This window comes from Bacillus sp. LBA3-1-1.1, from assembly GCF_040676495.1.
Taxonomy (GTDB): domain Bacteria; phylum Bacillota; class Bacilli; order Bacillales; family Bacillaceae_G; genus Bacillus_A; species Bacillus_A nitratireducens.
The window spans coordinates 31,179-48,802 of sequence record NZ_JBEGIB010000008.1 but is presented as its reverse complement, the minus strand read 5'-3'; the positions used below and the strand labels follow the sequence as shown (position 1 = coordinate 48,802).

General features: G+C 35.4%; 22 protein-coding genes. 17 read left to right on the top strand and 5 right to left on the bottom strand.

Annotation, left to right across the window (positions count from 1 at the left end; genetic code table 11):
* The first annotated feature begins 32 nt into the window (after positions 1-32).
* The 8 genes from MRBLBA3_RS08665 to MRBLBA3_RS08630 all read left to right on the top strand — a co-directional run bounded on the left by MRBLBA3_RS08665 (position 33) and on the right by MRBLBA3_RS08630 (position 6,475).
* Complete coding sequence (locus MRBLBA3_RS08665; RefSeq protein WP_016101746.1) at positions 33-362, top strand: hypothetical protein; 330 nt, start codon at positions 33-35, stop codon at positions 360-362.
* A gap of 17 nt (positions 363-379) precedes the next feature.
* On the top strand, positions 380-1,243 hold the full coding sequence (locus MRBLBA3_RS08660; protein WP_000648176.1) for a MurR/RpiR family transcriptional regulator: 864 nt from the start codon (positions 380-382) through the stop codon (positions 1,241-1,243).
* A 150-nt stretch (positions 1,244-1,393) separates the two neighbouring features.
* Complete coding sequence (murQ, locus tag MRBLBA3_RS08655) at positions 1,394-2,278, top strand: N-acetylmuramic acid 6-phosphate etherase (protein ID WP_000892369.1); 885 nt, start codon at positions 1,394-1,396, stop codon at positions 2,276-2,278.
* Between the two features lie 24 nt (positions 2,279-2,302).
* Positions 2,303-3,667, top strand: coding sequence for a PTS transporter subunit EIIC (locus MRBLBA3_RS08650; RefSeq protein WP_363380847.1), 1,365 nt, complete (start codon positions 2,303-2,305; stop codon positions 3,665-3,667).
* A 48-nt stretch (positions 3,668-3,715) separates the two neighbouring features.
* Entirely contained in the window at positions 3,716-4,780 is a 1,065-nt protein-coding gene (locus MRBLBA3_RS08645) for a DUF871 domain-containing protein (RefSeq protein ID WP_363380844.1), read from the top strand.
* Positions 4,781-4,941: 161 nt separating this feature from the next.
* Positions 4,942-5,346 carry a DoxX family protein gene (locus MRBLBA3_RS08640; RefSeq protein WP_001077751.1) on the top strand — a complete coding sequence of 135 codons (405 nt, stop codon included), beginning with the start codon at positions 4,942-4,944 and terminating at the stop codon, positions 5,344-5,346.
* Between the two features lie 157 nt (positions 5,347-5,503).
* On the top strand, positions 5,504-5,905 hold the full coding sequence (locus MRBLBA3_RS08635; RefSeq protein ID WP_001126711.1) for a nuclear transport factor 2 family protein: 402 nt from the start codon (positions 5,504-5,506) through the stop codon (positions 5,903-5,905).
* A gap of 87 nt (positions 5,906-5,992) precedes the next feature.
* Positions 5,993-6,475 carry a PRK06770 family protein gene (locus MRBLBA3_RS08630; protein ID WP_098404616.1) on the top strand — a complete coding sequence of 161 codons (483 nt, stop codon included), beginning with the start codon at positions 5,993-5,995 and terminating at the stop codon, positions 6,473-6,475.
* A gap of 32 nt (positions 6,476-6,507) precedes the next feature.
* Here the strand turns inward: MRBLBA3_RS08630 and MRBLBA3_RS08625 are convergent, their stop codons facing one another.
* On the bottom strand, positions 6,508-7,419 hold the full coding sequence (locus MRBLBA3_RS08625) for a DMT family transporter (protein WP_001146284.1): 912 nt from the start codon (positions 7,417-7,419) through the stop codon (positions 6,508-6,510).
* Between the two features lie 204 nt (positions 7,420-7,623).
* Here MRBLBA3_RS08625 and MRBLBA3_RS08620 point away from each other — a divergent pair, with 204 nt between their 5' ends.
* Together MRBLBA3_RS08620 and MRBLBA3_RS08615 are read left to right on the top strand one after the other, a co-directional pair.
* Positions 7,624-8,118 carry an Lrp/AsnC family transcriptional regulator gene (locus MRBLBA3_RS08620; protein ID WP_000446106.1) on the top strand — a complete coding sequence of 165 codons (495 nt, stop codon included), beginning with the start codon at positions 7,624-7,626 and terminating at the stop codon, positions 8,116-8,118.
* Between the two features lie 128 nt (positions 8,119-8,246).
* Positions 8,247-8,702: an N-acetyltransferase gene (locus MRBLBA3_RS08615; protein WP_098883392.1), complete on the top strand. Its 456-nt coding sequence runs from the start codon at positions 8,247-8,249 to the stop codon at positions 8,700-8,702.
* A 78-nt stretch (positions 8,703-8,780) separates the two neighbouring features.
* Here MRBLBA3_RS08615 and MRBLBA3_RS08610 read toward each other — a convergent pair whose 3' ends face one another.
* Entirely contained in the window at positions 8,781-9,551 is a 771-nt protein-coding gene (locus tag MRBLBA3_RS08610; RefSeq protein ID WP_098883391.1) for an SDR family NAD(P)-dependent oxidoreductase, read from the bottom strand.
* Between the two features lie 140 nt (positions 9,552-9,691).
* On the opposite strand from MRBLBA3_RS08610, the gene MRBLBA3_RS08605 reads away from it, so the two are divergent.
* The 5 genes from MRBLBA3_RS08605 to MRBLBA3_RS08585 all read left to right on the top strand — a co-directional run bounded on the left by MRBLBA3_RS08605 (position 9,692) and on the right by MRBLBA3_RS08585 (position 13,413).
* Complete coding sequence (locus MRBLBA3_RS08605) at positions 9,692-10,051, top strand: MerR family transcriptional regulator (RefSeq protein WP_098883390.1); 360 nt, start codon at positions 9,692-9,694, stop codon at positions 10,049-10,051.
* A 558-nt stretch (positions 10,052-10,609) separates the two neighbouring features.
* Positions 10,610-10,966, top strand: a complete 357-nt coding sequence (locus MRBLBA3_RS08600) for a DMT family transporter (RefSeq protein ID WP_000790622.1) — start codon at positions 10,610-10,612, stop codon at positions 10,964-10,966.
* Positions 10,967-10,968: 2 nt separating this feature from the next.
* Positions 10,969-11,283 (top strand): DMT family transporter, encoded by a 315-nt coding sequence (locus tag MRBLBA3_RS08595; protein WP_000539704.1) that lies wholly within the window; start codon positions 10,969-10,971, stop codon positions 11,281-11,283.
* Between the two features lie 138 nt (positions 11,284-11,421).
* Positions 11,422-12,000 (top strand): TetR family transcriptional regulator, encoded by a 579-nt coding sequence (locus MRBLBA3_RS08590; protein WP_002100298.1) that lies wholly within the window; start codon positions 11,422-11,424, stop codon positions 11,998-12,000.
* A 210-nt stretch (positions 12,001-12,210) separates the two neighbouring features.
* Positions 12,211-13,413, top strand: coding sequence for an MFS transporter (locus MRBLBA3_RS08585; protein ID WP_098883389.1), 1,203 nt, complete (start codon positions 12,211-12,213; stop codon positions 13,411-13,413).
* A gap of 33 nt (positions 13,414-13,446) precedes the next feature.
* Here MRBLBA3_RS08585 and MRBLBA3_RS08580 read toward each other — a convergent pair whose 3' ends face one another.
* Positions 13,447-13,785, bottom strand: a complete 339-nt coding sequence (locus MRBLBA3_RS08580; protein WP_000065117.1) for a winged helix-turn-helix transcriptional regulator — start codon at positions 13,783-13,785, stop codon at positions 13,447-13,449.
* 169 nt (positions 13,786-13,954) lie between these two features.
* Between MRBLBA3_RS08580 and MRBLBA3_RS08575 the strand changes: the two genes are divergently transcribed.
* Both MRBLBA3_RS08575 and MRBLBA3_RS08570 read left to right on the top strand, forming a co-directional pair.
* On the top strand, positions 13,955-14,494 hold the full coding sequence (locus tag MRBLBA3_RS08575) for an ester cyclase (RefSeq protein WP_000367281.1): 540 nt from the start codon (positions 13,955-13,957) through the stop codon (positions 14,492-14,494).
* Positions 14,495-14,517: 23 nt separating this feature from the next.
* Positions 14,518-15,066, top strand: a complete 549-nt coding sequence (locus MRBLBA3_RS08570; RefSeq protein ID WP_098404622.1) for an NAD(P)H-dependent oxidoreductase — start codon at positions 14,518-14,520, stop codon at positions 15,064-15,066.
* 54 nt (positions 15,067-15,120) lie between these two features.
* Here the strand turns inward: MRBLBA3_RS08570 and MRBLBA3_RS08565 are convergent, their stop codons facing one another.
* Positions 15,121-15,639 (bottom strand): general stress protein, encoded by a 519-nt coding sequence (locus MRBLBA3_RS08565; protein ID WP_098883387.1) that lies wholly within the window; start codon positions 15,637-15,639, stop codon positions 15,121-15,123.
* A 183-nt stretch (positions 15,640-15,822) separates the two neighbouring features.
* Positions 15,823-17,562 (bottom strand): SgrR family transcriptional regulator, encoded by a 1,740-nt coding sequence (locus tag MRBLBA3_RS08560; protein WP_363380832.1) that lies wholly within the window; start codon positions 17,560-17,562, stop codon positions 15,823-15,825.
* Positions 17,563-17,624 lie beyond the last annotated feature (62 nt).

Sequence of the window (17,624 nt, the reverse complement as noted above, 5' to 3'; positions counted from 1 at the left end):
CTATGTATGTGATATGACAAGGAGAGGGAAGTGTGAAGATTACAAAGGGGAAAGTTATAGGTGTAATCATACTTATTGCACTATGTATACCATTTACTGCATGGAAAGAGTCAAAAGTGAAAAAATTTCCAGTTTCTATTTTTTCTTCCTATGTAGAAGACGAAAATCCGAAAGACTATAAGTACACTGCTTTTGTACCTGACTTTGCAATTTGGATACATGGATGGGAAAAACAGCGATCTGAAGGTGAAATAACGTCATATAAAAAAGGGGATCGAACTGTAATTGTTCACCATCCACCTGGCAATGATGGTTTTTATCTATATGATACAAATGATATTAGAGAATATACGCAACCATAAGAAGTGGAGGTTAAATAGTGAAAGCTTCAACATTACTATTTAAAATTGAAAGTAATATGGATCAATTTTCACCAGCCGAAAAGAAGGTTGCCATGTACATAATGGAGAATGCAGAAATTGTTCCGAACTTAACGACGAAAGAAGTGTCAACGAATGCAGGCGCAAGTGAGGCAAGTGTTGTTCGCTTTTGTAAGTCGATTGGGATTGGGAGCTTTAAATCATTTAAAATCGCGCTCGTTCGTGAATTAACGATTGCTGATTATAATATTAATGATTTTTCAGTGATGAATACGGAAGATGGACCGTACGACTTGTTTAATAAAGTTACATATGTGAATAAAGCTGCAATTGAGGCGAGCGTTACTGCGATAGATAAAAAGGAACTTGAGAAAGCTGCAGATCGTATTGTAAATGCGGATAAAATTATATTTTACGGAGTAGGCGGATCGGCTACTCCGGCGATGGACGGGGCTTATAAATTTACAAGGCTCGGATTTACAGCGATGATGCTATCTGATTTTCATATGATGTTGCCGCTTGTGACGAATTTAATAGAAGGCGATATATTTGTTGCGATTTCAACATCTGGTCGTACGAAAGATGTACTTGAAATGGCGCAATATGCGAAGAGACAAGGTGCAACAGTTATTGCGATTACAAAGCTTGACCAATCATCACCTTTATATAAAGAAGCGGATATTCGTCTTTGTATGCCAGATGTAGAGCAAGATCATCGTATTGCAAGTATTGCTTCAAGAATGACACAACTGAATATGATTGATGCTTTATATGTGATTACTTTTAATCGTATTGGTAATAAAGTGTTGGATCAATTTATGGAGACAAGAGAAGAAGCTCTACGGTTACGGAAGTTAAAATGAGAAGATGAGGAAACCCATCTTTTTTTGCATACTGACATAAATTCGTCATGAAAAGAAATAAAATTTCATAAAATAATAAAGTAATACTGATTTTAAATTTCCTAAAATTATAATGAAAGTATGAAATTAAATTTCAAAGTGGGTGGTAATATGTTAGAAAATTTATCGACAGAACATCGTAATGAGAAGACGATGAATTTAGATGAGATGAGCATAAAAGAAGTTTTACAAAGTATGAATCAAGAAGATCGAACTGTTGCGTTAGCAGTTGAAAATGAAATAGAAGAAATTGCAAAGATTGTAGGGGCTGTTATTCAATCTTTTGAAGAAGAGGGCCGATTAATTTACATTGGGGCTGGTACGAGTGGCCGTTTAGGTATTTTAGACGCGGTTGAATGTCCGCCGACATTTGGTACAGATGATAAAATGGTACAAGGATTTATAGCAGGTGGATTGAAAGCGTTTACTAAAGCGGTAGAAGGTGCCGAAGACCGCGAAGAGTTAGCAGAAGAAGATTTAAAAAGCATTGGATTAAACGAGAAAGATACAGTGATTGGAATTGCAGCAAGTGGCCGAACTCCTTATGTAATTGGCGGCTTGAAGTACGCAGGCAGCGTGGGAGCGAGTACAGCTAGTATCTCTTGTAATAAAAATGCTGAAATAAGTAAATATGCAAAACTAAATGTGGAAGTAGAAACAGGCGCAGAAATTTTAACAGGCTCAACGCGTTTGAAGGCTGGTACAGCGCAAAAATTAGTACTCAATATGATTTCAACAGCTTCTATGATTGGTGTTGGGAAAGTATATAAAAACTTAATGGTAGATGTTCAATCTACAAATGAAAAGTTAGTAGAACGATCAAAACGAATTATTGTGGAAGCAACAGGCATTAGTTATGAAGTAGCAGCAGAGTATTATGAAAAAGCAGAACGTAATGTGAAAGCTGCGATTGTTATGGTGTTATTGCAGTGTGAGTATGGGGAAGCACTGGAGAAATTAAAAGAAGCGAAAGGGTTTGTGAAGAAGGCACTATAAAATAATAGGGAGGGGGATTCTATTATGAAGAAAGAAGAGAGAATGGCCAAAGAGATTTCAGAGCAATTTGGGGGAGTAAAAAATATTCGTGGCATTGCTCATTGTATGACGAGACTGCGATTAACGCTTCATGATGAAAGTAAAGTGAATATGGAACTTTTGAAAAAGGTTGAAGGGGTTATGGGAGTTATTGAAGATGAGACGCTTCAAGTTGTTGTTGGACCAGGGACAGTAAATAAAGTAGCAGCTGAAATGGAAGGTTTAACAGGCCTGCGAATTGGTGAGGTGGCAGATCATCACCTTGAAGACCTTGGGCAAGAGATGAAGTCAGAGATTAAGAAGAAAAATAATACACCAGTGAAAAACTTTTTAAGAAAAATAGGAAGTATTTTCATTCCGTTAATTCCGGGGCTTGTTGCGTCAGGAATTATAAATGGGGTGGCTAACTTTGCGAAAAACGCAGGTGCCGATCCGAATGCAACGTGGCTACAAATGCTACTACTCATTGGTGGCGGTATCTTTACATTCTTAGGCATTTTAGTCGGCTGGAATACAGCGAAAGAATTTGGCGGGACACCAGTTCTTGGGGCAATTGCTGGTATTTTAATTTTTAACCCGGCGATGGCGACTGTAAAATTATTCGGTGAAGCGCTAGTACCCGGACGGGGCGGATTATTTGCAGTTATTTTTGCAGCATGGCTTATGGTTGTAGTGGAAAGACAAGTTCGAAAAGCTGTACCAAATGCAGTTGATATTATCGTAACACCGCTTATTACTGTGTTAGTGGTAAGTATCGTAACGATGTTAGCAATTCAGCCGGTAGCAGGTTTCTTATCTGAAGGAATTACAAGCGGAATTAATGGTATTTTAAGTATTGGCGGAGCGTTTGCGGGAGCGGTGCTTGCTGGAACATTTTTACCTCTCGTTATGGTCGGATTGCATCACGGTTTAACACCAATTCATATGGAATTTATTAATCAAACGCACGTAACACCTTTATTACCAGTACTAGCAATGGCTGGAGCTGGGCAAGTAGGCGCAGCGATTGCTATTTTTGTAAAAACTAAAAACAAACGACTTCGTAACGTAATTAAAGGTGCATTACCAGTTGGCTTTTTAGGAATTGGCGAACCGTTATTATACGGGGTTACATTACCACTTGGGAAACCGTTTCTTACTGCTTGTCTCGGTGCAGCAGTTGGCGGTGCATTCCAAGCAGTTATGAAAACAGCCGCACTCGGAATCGGTGTATCAGGATTATCATTAATTCCGTTAATTGCTGATAATAAATATTTATTATATTTCCTTGGGTTAGTAGTTGCATATACTTTCGGTTTCATCTTTACGTACTTCTTTGGCTTTAAAGAAGAAATGGCAGAAAACATATAGAGAAAGGGATTCCTTTCTCTTTTTTTATTCATAGAAAGGGAGATTCATATGATAGGAGTTTCAATTTATCTTGCAAAAGAACGAGTAAAGAAGCAAGAAGAGTGGCTAAAAGTAGCGAAGGAAAACGGGTTTTCATCTATTTTTACATCATTGAACATTCCAGAAGATGATCCAAATACGTATAAAGAGTTAATTCAAATACTTGGGAAACAAGCTCTCGAAAATGAAATGGAATTAATGGTCGATGTTTCTCCAAAATCGTTACACCATTTAGGGATGACGTACGAAAATGTGGAAGAGTTAGTAGAGTGGGGTATTACTGGTTTACGAATGGATTATGGCATCACGCCGAAAGAAATTGCACGCGTATCTCATAAAATGAAAGTAGCTTTAAATGCGAGTACGATTACAGATTCATTTTGGAAAGAGTTACTTGCGGAAAATATACGAGTAGAGAATGTAGAAGCGTGGCATAATTTTTACCCGCGCCCAGAAACAGGACTAGCAAAGTCGTTTTTACAAAAACAAAATAAGTATTTACATGAGTGCGGAATAAAAACGATGGCATTTATTCCGGGAGATGGTGAAAAACGCGGTCCGTTATATGAAGGCTTACCAACGTTAGAAAAGCACCGCAATATGCGCCAGCTTGAAGCGTATTTAGAACTTGTACAAGAGTGTGGTGTCGATAAGGTGTTAATCGGGGATATAAGCGGAAGTCTAGAAAGTGTACAAGAGATAGCGAGTGCGAGTAGAGGGATTATTCCGCTGCGATATGAGCCATTGCTAAAGAAAAGTGAAGTATTAAAAATGGTAGAACAAGTGCATACAAATCGGTTTGACCCGGCTCGTGATGTCATTCGTTCAGTTGAATCAAGAGAAGGAAAGAAAGTTGTGTTACAGCCGATGCATACAATTGCAAGAAAGAAAGGCAGCATTACAATTGATAATGAATTGTACGGTAGATATGCTGGGGAGATGCAAGTTGTTGTAAATGATTTACCTGTAGATGAGAAAATGAATGTTGTCGGAATGGTTGTGGAAGAGGACGTACCGTTATTGCCTTATATTGGCGCTGGAAAAAAGTTCCGAATTTTCTGTGTGATAGAGTAAAAGCTTGAATTAGCGCTATTTTATAAAAGACATTATTCGTAAAACGGATAATGTTTTTTGTATTCTTAAAAAAAAGCATTTGACGAATGAAAAGAAATACCGTATTGTTTTGTCTTGTGAATAAATGTTCACCATAACAAAACAAAGAAGGAGAGTTCAAAATGAATCAATATATTGGGAATTTAATTATTCGTATCGTGTTAGGAGTGACATTCTTTGCACACGGTTTAGCAAAGTTTCAATCAGGTATAGATAACGTAGCGGGATGGTTTACAAGCATCGGTTTACCAGGTGGTCTTGCATATGGCGTAGCAACAGTTGAATTAGTTGGTGGTATATTATTAATTATCGGTTTAGGCGTAAGATATGTAGGATTGTTATTCGCTCTTATTTTAGCTGGAGCTATCGTAAAGGTAAATGGAGCAGCAGGATTATTAGGAGATGGAAAGAATCCAGGGTATGAATTAGATCTTGCATTATTATCAATGGGTGCGTATTTATTCGTTGTAAAAGCAGAAGGATATGTAGATCGTTTCTTAAAAGAGAAAGTAATGAAAACGAAGTAAATTTTATTTATAAATTGTTGACTTGAAGAGTTATTGTAACTATAATAGTTACAATAACTGAATTAAGAATAAAATAATTTGAATATTTTTTTACACAAGTTGTAACTAATTTAGTTACAACTTGTGTAAAGAATAAATAAACGAGGGAGGAAGTACGATGCCTAAATCAAATTTAGAAATTATTCGAAGCACATATGAAGGATCAGCTTCTTCGAATGCAAAACATTTAGCGGAAGCCCTCTCTGAAAAAGTAGAATGGACAGAGGCAGAAGGATTCCCATACGGGGGAACTTATATAGGTGTAGAAGCAATAATGGAAAATGTATTTAGCCGTTTAGGATCAGAGTGGGATAACTATAAAGCGAGTGTAAATACGTACCATGAAGTAAACGAAAAAGATGTAATTATTGCTGAAGGGGTTTATTCAGGAGTTTATAAAGAAACGGGAAAATCGTTTGAAGCAGAATTCGTTCATGTATGGCAGCTTAAAAATGAAAAAATTGTAAAATTAAAGCAATATGTGGATAGTTTTATTGTACGAGAAGCGATGAAGGTTTAAAATGAAATAAGGAAACAAATGGAATCGGCTGTGCGCAGGCGATTCCATTTGTTTATGTAATTATTAGGGGAATGGGGAGTACATAATATGAAAAAATGGATAATAGGGACAATTACAATGATTGTAATTGCGATAGGAGCTGTATTCGGTGTTACTAAACTTCTTAATTATATAGAGGAGGAGGAGAAGAATCTTAAAGAACAAAAAGTAATGGGGCAACAGGAGAAGAAAGTTAAGGAAGAGAAGCCACAAGCTAGTGAAGATGAAATTATTTCTACAATGCATAGGATGGTACATCAAAAAGTGAAGTCCTCTGAAAAATGGGGATTTATTGAAATGACAAATAAGGAAATTCGTAGTGCGAAAAACGCAGTAGAAAGCAGTACAAATTTCAAATATAAATCAAAGCTACTTTCTACGTTGGAGCGCTGGGAGAAAGGGGATTTTTCACAAACGGTTGAGGAGCATAACTTTTTGTGGGAAATTCAAGGTGGTGATACTGGAAAAGCAACAGAACGTTTATCGCCAGAAGAAGAAAAGCAGTATGTGAAAGAAATGAAAGGTAAATAAAAACATCGCCACCAAAGTGGCGATGTTTTTGATTAAGAATGTTTTCGCATTAAAGCTCTAGTTGGCTGAATAGCAACGGTTTTGAAATGAGAAAATAAATAACATCCTGTCACGACGATAATTGTACCGAAAATTTGAATCCATGTTAATTCTTCTCCAAGGAAAATAAATGCTAAAATCGCTGTAAAAATGGGATTGAAGTTTAGAAAAATACCTGATGTTGTAGCTCCTAATTTTTGTACGCCAATATTCCAAAACACCATACAAAGTACTGTTGATATTAATCCTGTATATAAAAGTGATGTAATGAAAGAAGAATTAATATTGGAAACAGTGAAGCTACCTATGTTAAATGGCAGTAATAAAATAACGCCGAAAATACCAGAATATAATGTTGCCATGAGTGGTGTAGTTGTTTTTGTAGCCCATTTACTACAAACAGAATAGATTCCCCAAATACAAACAGCCGCAATCATCCATAAATCACCGCTATTAAAATGTAGTGAAAATAAAAGTGCGAAATTACCTTTTAAAAGGACGAGGATAACCCCGAAGAATGAAAGAATCATTGATAAAATTTGAAGAGTATTTACCTTTTCTTTTAAAAATAAAGATGAAAATAGTGCAATTGAGATCGCGTTTAATGTAGAAATAAGCCCTACATTCGTTGCGGATGTTTTTTCAAGTGCTAAAAATTGAAAAATGTTAAACAGAGCAACGCCTGAAATGCCCATAAGTATTAACGGAAGTATTGCAGCACGAGGCGGAACGATTTTTTTTTCTTTAAACCATACCATCGGTAATAAACAAACAATCGCAATCATCCATCTTAAACTTGTCAGTGTCATTGGTGATGCATGATCAACGAGCGATTTCCCAACGACGAAATTTCCTCCCCATAGTAAGCTCGTTAATAATAGTAAAAAGACGTAAAAATAAGGCATACAAAAATCTCCTTTGCCGTAATTAATATGAATTGTAAATAATTTTAGCATTTTTCTTTATTGTGTAATATATTCTTTTGTATAATGGTTAAAAATCAATAAAATCTTTTGTTGTAAATGCGATTTATAGAAAAACGTTCAGTTTTATGTGAGGTGTGAGGTGTTTTTTCGAATAATCATCGGTAATAAAAAGGGGGAATTTTGATGGAGTCATCTGTTATTAAAGTGTTAGATGATTTAGATGTACAAATTTTAGATATATTGCAGAAGGAATCACAAGTAAGTAACGCAGAGCTTGCACGACGCGTTAATTTATCACCGGCTGCTATGCATGCAAGAATAAAAAGGTTAGATGGGGAAGGTTTTATTGATAAGCAAGTAGCAATTTTAAATCAAGAAAAGCTTGGTTTTGATTTACTATGCTTCATTTTTATGAGTACGAATATTCATCAATCAGATAAGCTGGAAGTGTTGGAAAAAGAATTAGAAGCGATGCCAGAAGTGTTAGAATGTCACTGTTTAACAGGAGAGTATGATTATTTATTAAAGGTTGCAAATCGTGATCGTAAAGAACTAGAGCAGTTTATTAGAAAGTTGAACAAGCTTGGTATTACACGGATACAGACGAGTTTAGCACTTCGTGAAATCAAATATTCGACGGTATTGCCGATACGAAATGAGGAACCGAGCATCGATTAGATTGCTTGGTTTTTTGTTTGTATAAAGTGATTGACGAGGAGAAAAGAGAGATGTATTATTATATAAAATTATGTATTAAAATACAGTTCGAGTTATGAATATTAATATCGGAGGCAAGGGGATATAATATGAAAATCTTTAATGCGGTTACAAGTGATGTGAAAGAAATTTATAATCTCATTGAAATGTATGCAAAAGAAGGAGTTGTTTTGCCGCGTTCTCTTTTGTCTCTCTATCAATATTTACAATGTTTATATGTTATGAAAGAAGGAGAGGAAATCGTTGGAGTTGCTGGTTTACATGTGTTAGGAGAGGATCTTGCAGAAGTACGATCGTTAGTAGTTTCGCATACATATGCAGGAAAAGGGATAGGGCGTAAGTTAGTAAATCATGTAATGAATGAGGCGGAAAAGATAAAAGTGAACAGGGTAATTTCTTTAACATATGAAACGGAATTTTTTCAAAAGTGCGGGTTTGATTTTGTGAATAGAGAAGCATTACCAGAAAAAGTGTGGATTGATTGTAGACATTGCCCCAAAGTTGATTATTGTGATGAGGTGGCGATGATACGGTATGTTGGGTGAAATTTTTAGAGAGAGAAAAGGCCCACTATTATTTAAGAAATAGTGGGTATCTATATTTTAGTCAGAAATGAGATGTTGTTAAGAATTTGAATTCGTTTGTCTTACTGCAAAATTATAAAGCGGATCTCTAAGCTCAAAGTTATACGTAGAACCATCGACAAGCCCTACAACTTTATCGCTATCATAAAGGTCGAGCATAAATTGTGCCATTTGTTTTGCGGTGTGGAATTTTGGTACAACATTATCGTATTGGAATTCATCAATATCAAATGAGCGTTTCGCGAACTCTGTTTCAGTTGCAGCAGGAGCTAAAACTTTTGCTTGTAATTTTGCACCTTGTTCTTTCAGTTCGTGAGATAATCCTTCTGTAAATGCACTTACATAGAATTTTGTAGCGCAATACGTAACAGCATTAGCCACAATCGTATATCCACCGCCCGATGAAACGTTAATAAGCTGTGTCCCATCAACCATTGAATAATCTCGAACGAAAAGGGAAGAGAGTATTGTTAGTGCTTCTATATTTACATGTAACATCGTTTCTATTTTATTTAAATTTTGTTCGGCAATTGAGGCGAAATTACCAAATCCTGCGTTGTTAATCCACGTTTCAATTTGAAAAGTTTGTAGGCTTTCATAAAGTTTATAAACATTTTCAGTGACGGATAAATCAGTTCTTCGAATGACAACTTCCAACTTTGGATGCATTTCTTTAATTTTTAATTTTAATCCGTCTAATTCTTCTTTTCTTCGAGCTACAAGTATTAAATTTTTTCCGCGAGATGCAAAGGCTAAAGCCGATTCATAGCCAATTCCGGAACTAGCACCAGTAATAACAGTATATTTCATATAAAATCCCCCTAAGTTCAAATTAATTTAGTATGGTTAGATTTTATTTGTTAGAGTATACTCTAAGTCAAATGTTTTTTATACATTTAATAAAGCAGTCAAATATATGATGGTAAATGGCATGTGGAGGGAGTATGAGTATGTACACAATTAGCGAGGTAGCTAAATTATTAGGAGTGAGCACACATACATTACGTTATTATGAAAAAGAGAACATATTAATTGCAAATCGCGATACAAATGGGAATCGACTGTATGAAGAATCACATATAAAGTGGTTGCAGTTTGTAATGAAGTTAAAACAAACGCAAATGCCGATAGCAAAAATAAGGGAATACGCTAGATTATATACAGAAGGGGAGCATACGACCGAAGCTCGTTTACAACTGTTAGAAAATCATAAAAAATCTATTCGAACTCAAAGAGAAAACTTAGAAATTACGGAGAAGATGCTCGCAAATAAAATTATTGCATACAAAGACTCGTTGAAAAATAAATAGATTAAAAAATACTCTGTTCCTTGTTATGTGATGAAAAATGGATTTGATCTATGGGTATTTCACCATAGTGTGCCGACAAATAAAATAGAGCAGTTAGCAAAAGCTAACTACTCTATTTAAGGGATCTCCAAGGGGGAATGGAGAAAATATTATGTTACCCTTATTATTAACAGATTATTGAGAAATATACAGGTGGAAATGAAATTTTTTCCTAAATGTATTTCGTTTTTATTATGCTGCTGTCCATATTCAGTATGAAAATTCACAGTTGACATATTGTGAATTGTTCACATACAATAGTAATGAATGACATTCAGTCATTTTAACTTTTGAAAGGGTGCTGATAATATATTTTTGGATGCATACAAGAAGGTTAGGGAAGACGAGAATTCATTGATTAAGGATGTTAAAAGTGCATTAAATAATTTTTGAATTTAGTTAACTATGTAACGAAATAAATGATAAATGAGGATGATAGTTGTTTTATATAGTAGTGATTGAAGAGTATATTTTTTTAAAACAAAAATGACTGATAGTCAGTCATAAGAGGTGGTAAGTATGAAAAATAAAGCTTGGTTATATGTGATATTAACATGTATCTTTGAAATATTTTGGGTGTTCGGTTTTAATACAGCCCATACTTGGTGGCATTGGGTCATTATTGTAGGAGTTATTGCTGTTGATTTTCATTTTCTTTCTAAAGCGTGCGAACATCTTGCAACAGGGACTGTATATGCTGTGTTTGCCGGAGCTGGTACGGTAGGTACTTTCCTAATGGATGTATTCCTTTTCGGCGGCAGTTTCAGTGTAGGGAAACTATTCTTTATCGTGATGGTCGTAGCGGGTGTTATCGGTTTAAAACTGGCTGATAATAAAGAAGAAACCGCGGAAGAAATTGTGAAAGGAGCTGCTTAAAAATGGGTTGGATTTTCGTATTTTGTGCCGCAATTAGTGAAATAGTCGGTGTGATAGGCCTTAAAATGTATAGTAAAGATAAGACGTTAACAAATGGAGCGATTTATATAGGTGGATTTGCAACTTCCTTTGCATTCTTATACACATCTTTCTTGTTCTTACAAGTAAGTGTAGCTTATGCGGTTTGGATTGGCATTGGAACAGCAGGAGCTGTTTTATTAAATATGTTTCTGTTTGGTGAATCGAAAAGTAAGGCACGTTTGATTAGCGTAGCTCTTATCGTATGTGGAGTTACGGGATTAAAGGCTCTTTCATAAGAAAAGGATATTAAAGTTAAATCTCCTAACGATTTGTTGGGAGATTTTTATTATGAAAAGTGCACGATAATTGACAGTACAGCTAGTTATTTTATAAAATGAGTGACAGTCATTCAATACGCGTGTGAAAGGGTTTAGATGATGAATAAAAAAGAAAAAATTGTCTATGCAGCTATTGAAGTGTTTCAGGAAAAGGGCGTTGAAAAAACGAAGATTTCTGATATCGTGAAATTGGCTGGCATTGCACAAGGAACTTTCTATTTATATTTTCCTTCTAAGTTATCTGTTATGCCTGCAATAGCAGAAGTGATGGTTGAGAAGATGATACTTGCAGTGAAAGAAAAAGTACAGAACGATGCACCTTTTTCAAGTAAAGTTGAGCAAGTAATAGATGCGGTATTTAACTTTATAGCTGAATATCGTGAAATACAAGCATTAATGTATGCGGGCCTTGCATCAACTGAACATATAAAAGAATGGGAAGCTGTATATGAGCCTCTTTATATATGGCTAAGTGACTTTTTAAGTGAGGCAAAAGAATCAGGTGAAATTCGTGATTCGGTTCACGCAGAGCGAACAGCGAAGTTATTTATCGCTCTTGTTGAATCAGCAGCGGAACAAGTTTATTTATATGATCATAAAGATGATGAGCAAGTCGAGCTACAAAAGGCAGAAGTACTAGATTTTTTAACACATGCACTACATATAAAGAAGTAGTAAGGTGAACCTGTCTGAAAAGGTAGGTTCATTTCTGCGAAAAACTGAATGATAGTCATTCACCCTGTATTTATGTATGTGTGGAAGGATAGAGTGAAATTCTAATGAGTGGGGGATCTTCACTCATTATTAGCCCACAAATAGCAGGATAAAGAAAAAGCTTCTTGGGCATTATTTTTGAGAGGAACTTACGGGAAGAGGTGTTAAAAATTGAAGAAACCGATAAAAGAACAAAAGATGGTATTGATCATTCTTTTGAGTAATATATTTATCGCTTTTTTAGGGATTGGGTTAATTATTCCGGTTATGCCGTCCTTTATGAATGATATGAATTTAACAGGGAAGACGATGGGCTATCTCGTTGCAGTGTTTGCAATGGCTCAGCTTATTACTTCACCGATTACAGGTCGTTGGGTCGATCTTTATGGTAGGAAGAAAATGATCATCATTGGATTATTTATTTTTGGTGTTTCCGAGCTTCTTTTTGGATTAGGAAAAGATGTGTGGATGCTTTATGTAGCGAGGGTGTTAGGCGGAATTAGTGCTGCGTTTATTATGCCGGGTGTTACGGCATATGTTGCGGATATTACATCTATTCAGGAACGTCCAAAGGCGATGGGCTATCTTTCAGCAGCTATTAGCACTGGATTTATTATAGGACCTGGAATCGGCGGGTTTATTGCAGAATACGGAATACGTGTGCCGTTCTTTGTTGCAGCAGTGATTGCCTTTGTAGCATGTGCAATTTCCATCTTTATTTTGAAAGAGCCGTTAACGAAAGAAGAGCTTGCAGAGATTTCTGCTAATACGAAGGAATCAAGCTTTATCGGTGATTTAAAAAAATCATTACATCCAATGTATGCAATTGCATTTATTATCGTATTTGTACTCGCATTCGGATTATCAGCGTATGAAACTGTGTTTAGTCTATTTTCTGATCATAAATTTGGTTTCACACCGAAAGACATTGCCGCAATTATTACAATTAGTTCAATCTTTGGGGTAGTTGTGCAAGTATTTATGTTTGGCAAATTGGTCGACATGTTCGGTGAAAAAGTGTTGATTCAAATATGTTTAATTGTAGGTGCAGTATTAGCGTTCGTTTCAACTGTAGTCTTTAATTATTGGATTGTACTTCTCGTTACTTGCTTCATTTTCCTAGCATTTGATTTACTTCGTCCAGCTTTAACGACGTTTTTATCAAAAGCAGCTGGAAAAGAGCAAGGATTCGTTGCTGGTATGAACTCGACTTATACGAGTTTAGGAAATATTGCAGGACCAGCGATGGGCGGAATATTATTTGATATAAACATTCATTATCCATATGCATTTTCAGGTGTTGTTTTGATCGTTGGTCTCGGCATTACATTTATGTGGAGAGAGAAACAGCTAGCTGAAAGTTTTGCGAAGTAATAAAACCCCTTACGACGGTAAGGGGTTTTTGTTTTATAAACTTAATCCAAACCGCTTTAATTCAATAAAAATTCCCTCTAATTGCTTTCCTTTATCCGTTAAAGTGTACTCTACACGAGGCGGAACTTCTGGATATACTTTTCTCGTTATAATTTCTTGTGCTTCCAATTCTTTTAGGCGAAGTGATAATGTTTTCGGACTAATCCCGTCCATTGATTTTTGTAAATCACTAAAGCGTAATGTTCCTTCGATAAGAAGGTCGCGAATAATTAAAAACGTCCATTTTGTACTAATTACGTCAAGTGTTTTAGCGATAGGACAAGGTATACCAGGTAAACCTTTCGTTAATACAACTGGATCTATATTGCTCATGGAAATAGCCTCCATAAATTTTTTTTGGATGAATTTTCCTTATCTTATCACAAAACTATACTTTTGGTAACTATATGAAAAAAATATCACTACTTCCATAAAGGAAGTTAGTGCATATACAATAGCAATACGAAATAAAAAGGGTTTGTATCAGGAGGAGGTGATTTCCATGGATATGAAAAAGTTGTGTATGTTCCTTAGTTTGTTTGTTATTTGTATTGTGCTTGTAGCATGTAGTGGTGGGCAAAAAACTGAAATTCAGTTATTAAAGGAAATGCCGAAGCCAAAAGCAATGACAATTGATTCTTCATTAAGTAAAAAGGAAGCGACAGAAATCGTGCATGCAGCTCAGCGTTTTTATGCATTTTGGGATACAGGTAAAGAGGAGCTTATTCCGCAGACTATTACGGAAAATTTCTTTGATAATACATTACCGAAAGGTCGTCCGCAAGGCACTGAAGGATTAAAGTTCGCGGCACAAAATTTTCGTAAAGTTGTTCCTAATATACATTGTGAGATTGAAGATTTATTAGTTGCTGGTGATAAAGTAACGGCTCGTCTTTCCTTTACAGGAACTCATAATGATAAGAAAATCAATTTTTTTGCAATTGATATTTTGCATGTGAAGGACGGCAAGATAACGGAAGATTGGCATTTAGAAGATAATCTTACGCTGAAGCAGCAACTGGGCTTAATAGTTGAAGAATAGATCATATAGGGGAGAGAAAAGTGATGAAAAATATATTGATTATAAATGGACATGAAAAATACGGTACGAAAGAAGGACGATTAAATAGAACGTTAGTTGATTATATGGTAACTGTATTAAGTGAGAATCATCATGTGAAAACAACAACGATTCAAGATGGATATAGTATTAAGGACGAACAAGAGAAGTTTTTATGGGCCGATGTTGTAATTTATCAAACACCAATTTATTGGTTTAGTGTTCCTGGATTATTTAAAACGTATATGGATGAAGTATATGAATATGGCTTGTTCTTTAAAGGTGCAGATGAATATGGAACAGGCGGTTTATTAAAAGAGAAGCAGTATATGTTTTCTACAACTTGGAACGCACCTGAAAAAGCATTCGGAGATAAGACGAAGTTCTTTGAAGGAGCAAGTTTAGAATCAGCACTTAGTCATTTACATCGTGTACAGAAGTTTCTTGGCATGAGTCCGTTAAAGAGTTTTGCTTGTTATGATGTGGTGAAAAATCCTACTGTTGAGAAGTATTTAGAGAACTTGAAAGATCACTTAGAGGGAGTAATCAAATAATAGTTTGTATCTGTATGTGAAGAAGGTACTACTAAGGATGTAGTACCTTCTCTTTCATGGAATACGTTGAAAATCTTTACTTATACAGGACTGTTTTAGTTTTTTTGATTTGATTAAATGTTTAATATCAGAGATGTTATCGTATGAAAGCTGAGTATGAAAATAGTTAATGTACTCAAGTAATGCAAAAATATAAATAAATAGAGTGAATGATACCCCGCCTAAAGGTAAGTGGGGATACCAAATTACAAAATCAATAGTAAACGTAATAAATCCCGTGATAATTAATGCTATATTTATCTTTTTAAGTGTTTTTAAATATTGAATCATCCTAATAGGCGTAACAGATGTTTTCTCTTTTTTTAGTCGTTTCCACTTTACGTACCAGTAAATTATTCCTTGTAATAAGATAAACTCTAAAAGAAGAAATGAGACCCAAAAAGAATATAGGGAATATAAATGTAACGTAGGATAAGCATAATTAAGTAAGTAACTTGTGAAAATAAAAGTAATGATTGAAAATAACTCACCTGTGTATAGATAGGAAAGTCTTTTTTCTAGGGTGCTTTTCATGGTTCTTCTCCTTTTATCCCGCTATTTGCGGGCAGTAAGACCCCCACCTCAAAATTCAGCGGAAGCAAAGAAGTTAGGTTGGGGATCAACTGCCCGTAAAAGCCCGATTGGTGAGGGCTGATAATCAGTGGGGATGAACAAAACCCCCACTGATTAAAGTTTCACTTTATAATGACTCACATTTTAAGACATGGATGGCTGTATCCATAACTTCGCAAAATTTGCCCAACCGAATGAATCAATTGTTACATTTTTTAAGGAAGAGGGATATGTTTTTCTTTTTAAAACGTGATAGTTAAATAAAATGATGTGTTCTGCTTTTAAAAATTCTTCGATTTCATACATGAGCTCATAGCGTTTCTTTTTATTTTCTTCTAATAAAAAGGTATCAAGTAAACAGTTAATTTGTTTTTCATAGTGCGGGTCCATGAACCGATTTACGAAGCAACTTTTATTTTTAAATACATTTAAGAATGCAAGTTCATGATCGGCAGCAAATACTTCCCCCATGAAAATAATATCCGCATGTTTATCAATAGAACGATCCATATAATCTGAAACGAGAAATGGGTGAAGTTCTACGTGTATTCCTAATTGTCCGCAACGTTCCTTTAGGAAATGTGCGTCATTTGCACTGTCTTTAAATGCGAAGAAATAAATATGTATCGTTTCTCCGTTATAGGTGCTCTTTTTTAAATACTCGTTCGCTTTTTCTAAAGAGTAGGACCTTTTAGTAGCTTGGCGGCTTTTTTCAGGGAAAAAGCTTGATGCAGCAATTGTTCGTCTACCCTCTATGTTACGAAGTATCGTTTCAACGTCATATATTTCTCTCCAAGCTTTTCGAAAATACATGTCGTGATGAGGACCAGGTTTTGTGAAGTTGAAGCTAGCATAAATACAACCTATTTCTTCTATTTGTATATCATGCCTTTCATTTTCCTTTTCATTTGGCAGTTCATAATCAGCATCTATTTGCACATGATCAGGAATACCCCAAAATTCAATACGGTCTAATAACGCGCGCTCTTTAAAATAATGGGTGAACGCTTCGAGTACGATATTATCTTCAGAGTAATGAGCAAGCCTGACAGGTCCAGTACCTATATAATGATGAGTTTGAATGGCTGCATCATGTGGCAAAATTGCTAGTTGCATGGAACTCACATAGTGTAAGAAAAATAAGTTGGGTTTTGCTAAATGGAATCGAATTTGCAGTGGTGATGGTGTTTCAATTTGAACAATTTCTTCTGTTAACCATTCGAAAGGAGAGTGAACTTGCTTTAATCGTTCAAATGAAAATTGTACATCTTTAGAAGTTAAAACTGTTTCGTTATGAAAATATATATCTTTTCGTAAATAAAAGGTCCACGTAAGCCCGTCTTCACTTAATTCCCACGTATGTGCAATGTGTGGCTCCATTTTTTCAGTAACATCGTTATAAACGACTAACGTGTCAAAAATTTGACTCGTAAGATGGCTCTCCGTAGTTACAGCCACAAAAGCCGGATCTAATGGGAATATCTTTCTCGATATAGGAATCTTTAATATGTCATACATATCATTTGAAGGTTCGTATCCAAAATGATGATGCAGTTTATTTTCTATCTTTTTTTGAAGTGCAAGGGGTAGGGGTTCTTTTAAAAGAAGAAAAACATCCTTTAACTTTTCTTGCGCTAACAGTTCATCTGTATAGAATTCAATTGCTTCTAGGAAACTATGTGCAAATAAAATTTCCGTTTTATTCCCGCGCCCACGCCCTGGAGTCCAGTGAATTAATTGCTCCTCGTTCATTTTCTTTAATAAAATCTTTACGTTTTTCGTACTGCAATATAAAACATCAGCTAATTCTTGTAAGCTATTTCGGATATGTTGTTGGTCTTGTGCATGTAATCTTAAACGAATGTAATAGTCCATAATTTTCATATACACACTTCCTTCTTTCATAAAAGGGGAAACTCTTTAGAATATTCTAACCTTTTTCTTCC

Bases quoted from the DNA above. Each gene is read 5' to 3' on its own strand.
- murQ (WP_000892369.1), top strand. From the start codon at position 1,394: ATGTTAGAAAATTTATCGACAGAACATCGTAATGAGAAGACGATGAAT.
- MRBLBA3_RS08650 (WP_363380847.1), top strand. From the start codon at position 2,303: ATGAAGAAAGAAGAGAGAATGGCCAAAGAGATTTCAGAGCAATTTGGG.
- MRBLBA3_RS08645 (WP_363380844.1), top strand. From the start codon at position 3,716: ATGATAGGAGTTTCAATTTATCTTGCAAAAGAACGAGTAAAGAAGCAA.
- MRBLBA3_RS08640 (WP_001077751.1), top strand. From the start codon at position 4,942: ATGAATCAATATATTGGGAATTTAATTATTCGTATCGTGTTAGGAGTG.
- MRBLBA3_RS08635 (WP_001126711.1), top strand. From the start codon at position 5,504: ATGCCTAAATCAAATTTAGAAATTATTCGAAGCACATATGAAGGATCA.
- MRBLBA3_RS08630 (WP_098404616.1), top strand. From the start codon at position 5,993: ATGAAAAAATGGATAATAGGGACAATTACAATGATTGTAATTGCGATA.
- MRBLBA3_RS08625 (WP_001146284.1), bottom strand. From the start codon at position 7,419: ATGCCTTATTTTTACGTCTTTTTACTATTATTAACGAGCTTACTATGG.
- MRBLBA3_RS08620 (WP_000446106.1), top strand. From the start codon at position 7,624: ATGGAGTCATCTGTTATTAAAGTGTTAGATGATTTAGATGTACAAATT.
- MRBLBA3_RS08615 (WP_098883392.1), top strand. From the start codon at position 8,247: ATGAAAATCTTTAATGCGGTTACAAGTGATGTGAAAGAAATTTATAAT.
- MRBLBA3_RS08610 (WP_098883391.1), bottom strand. From the start codon at position 9,551: ATGAAATATACTGTTATTACTGGTGCTAGTTCCGGAATTGGCTATGAA.
- MRBLBA3_RS08605 (WP_098883390.1), top strand. From the start codon at position 9,692: ATGTACACAATTAGCGAGGTAGCTAAATTATTAGGAGTGAGCACACAT.
- MRBLBA3_RS08600 (WP_000790622.1), top strand. From the start codon at position 10,610: ATGAAAAATAAAGCTTGGTTATATGTGATATTAACATGTATCTTTGAA.
- MRBLBA3_RS08595 (WP_000539704.1), top strand. From the start codon at position 10,969: ATGGGTTGGATTTTCGTATTTTGTGCCGCAATTAGTGAAATAGTCGGT.
- MRBLBA3_RS08590 (WP_002100298.1), top strand. From the start codon at position 11,422: ATGATGAATAAAAAAGAAAAAATTGTCTATGCAGCTATTGAAGTGTTT.
- MRBLBA3_RS08580 (WP_000065117.1), bottom strand. From the start codon at position 13,785: ATGAGCAATATAGATCCAGTTGTATTAACGAAAGGTTTACCTGGTATA.
- MRBLBA3_RS08575 (WP_000367281.1), top strand. From the start codon at position 13,955: ATGGATATGAAAAAGTTGTGTATGTTCCTTAGTTTGTTTGTTATTTGT.
- MRBLBA3_RS08570 (WP_098404622.1), top strand. From the start codon at position 14,518: ATGAAAAATATATTGATTATAAATGGACATGAAAAATACGGTACGAAA.
- MRBLBA3_RS08565 (WP_098883387.1), bottom strand. From the start codon at position 15,639: ATGAAAAGCACCCTAGAAAAAAGACTTTCCTATCTATACACAGGTGAG.
- MRBLBA3_RS08560 (WP_363380832.1), bottom strand. From the start codon at position 17,562: ATGAAAATTATGGACTATTACATTCGTTTAAGATTACATGCACAAGAC.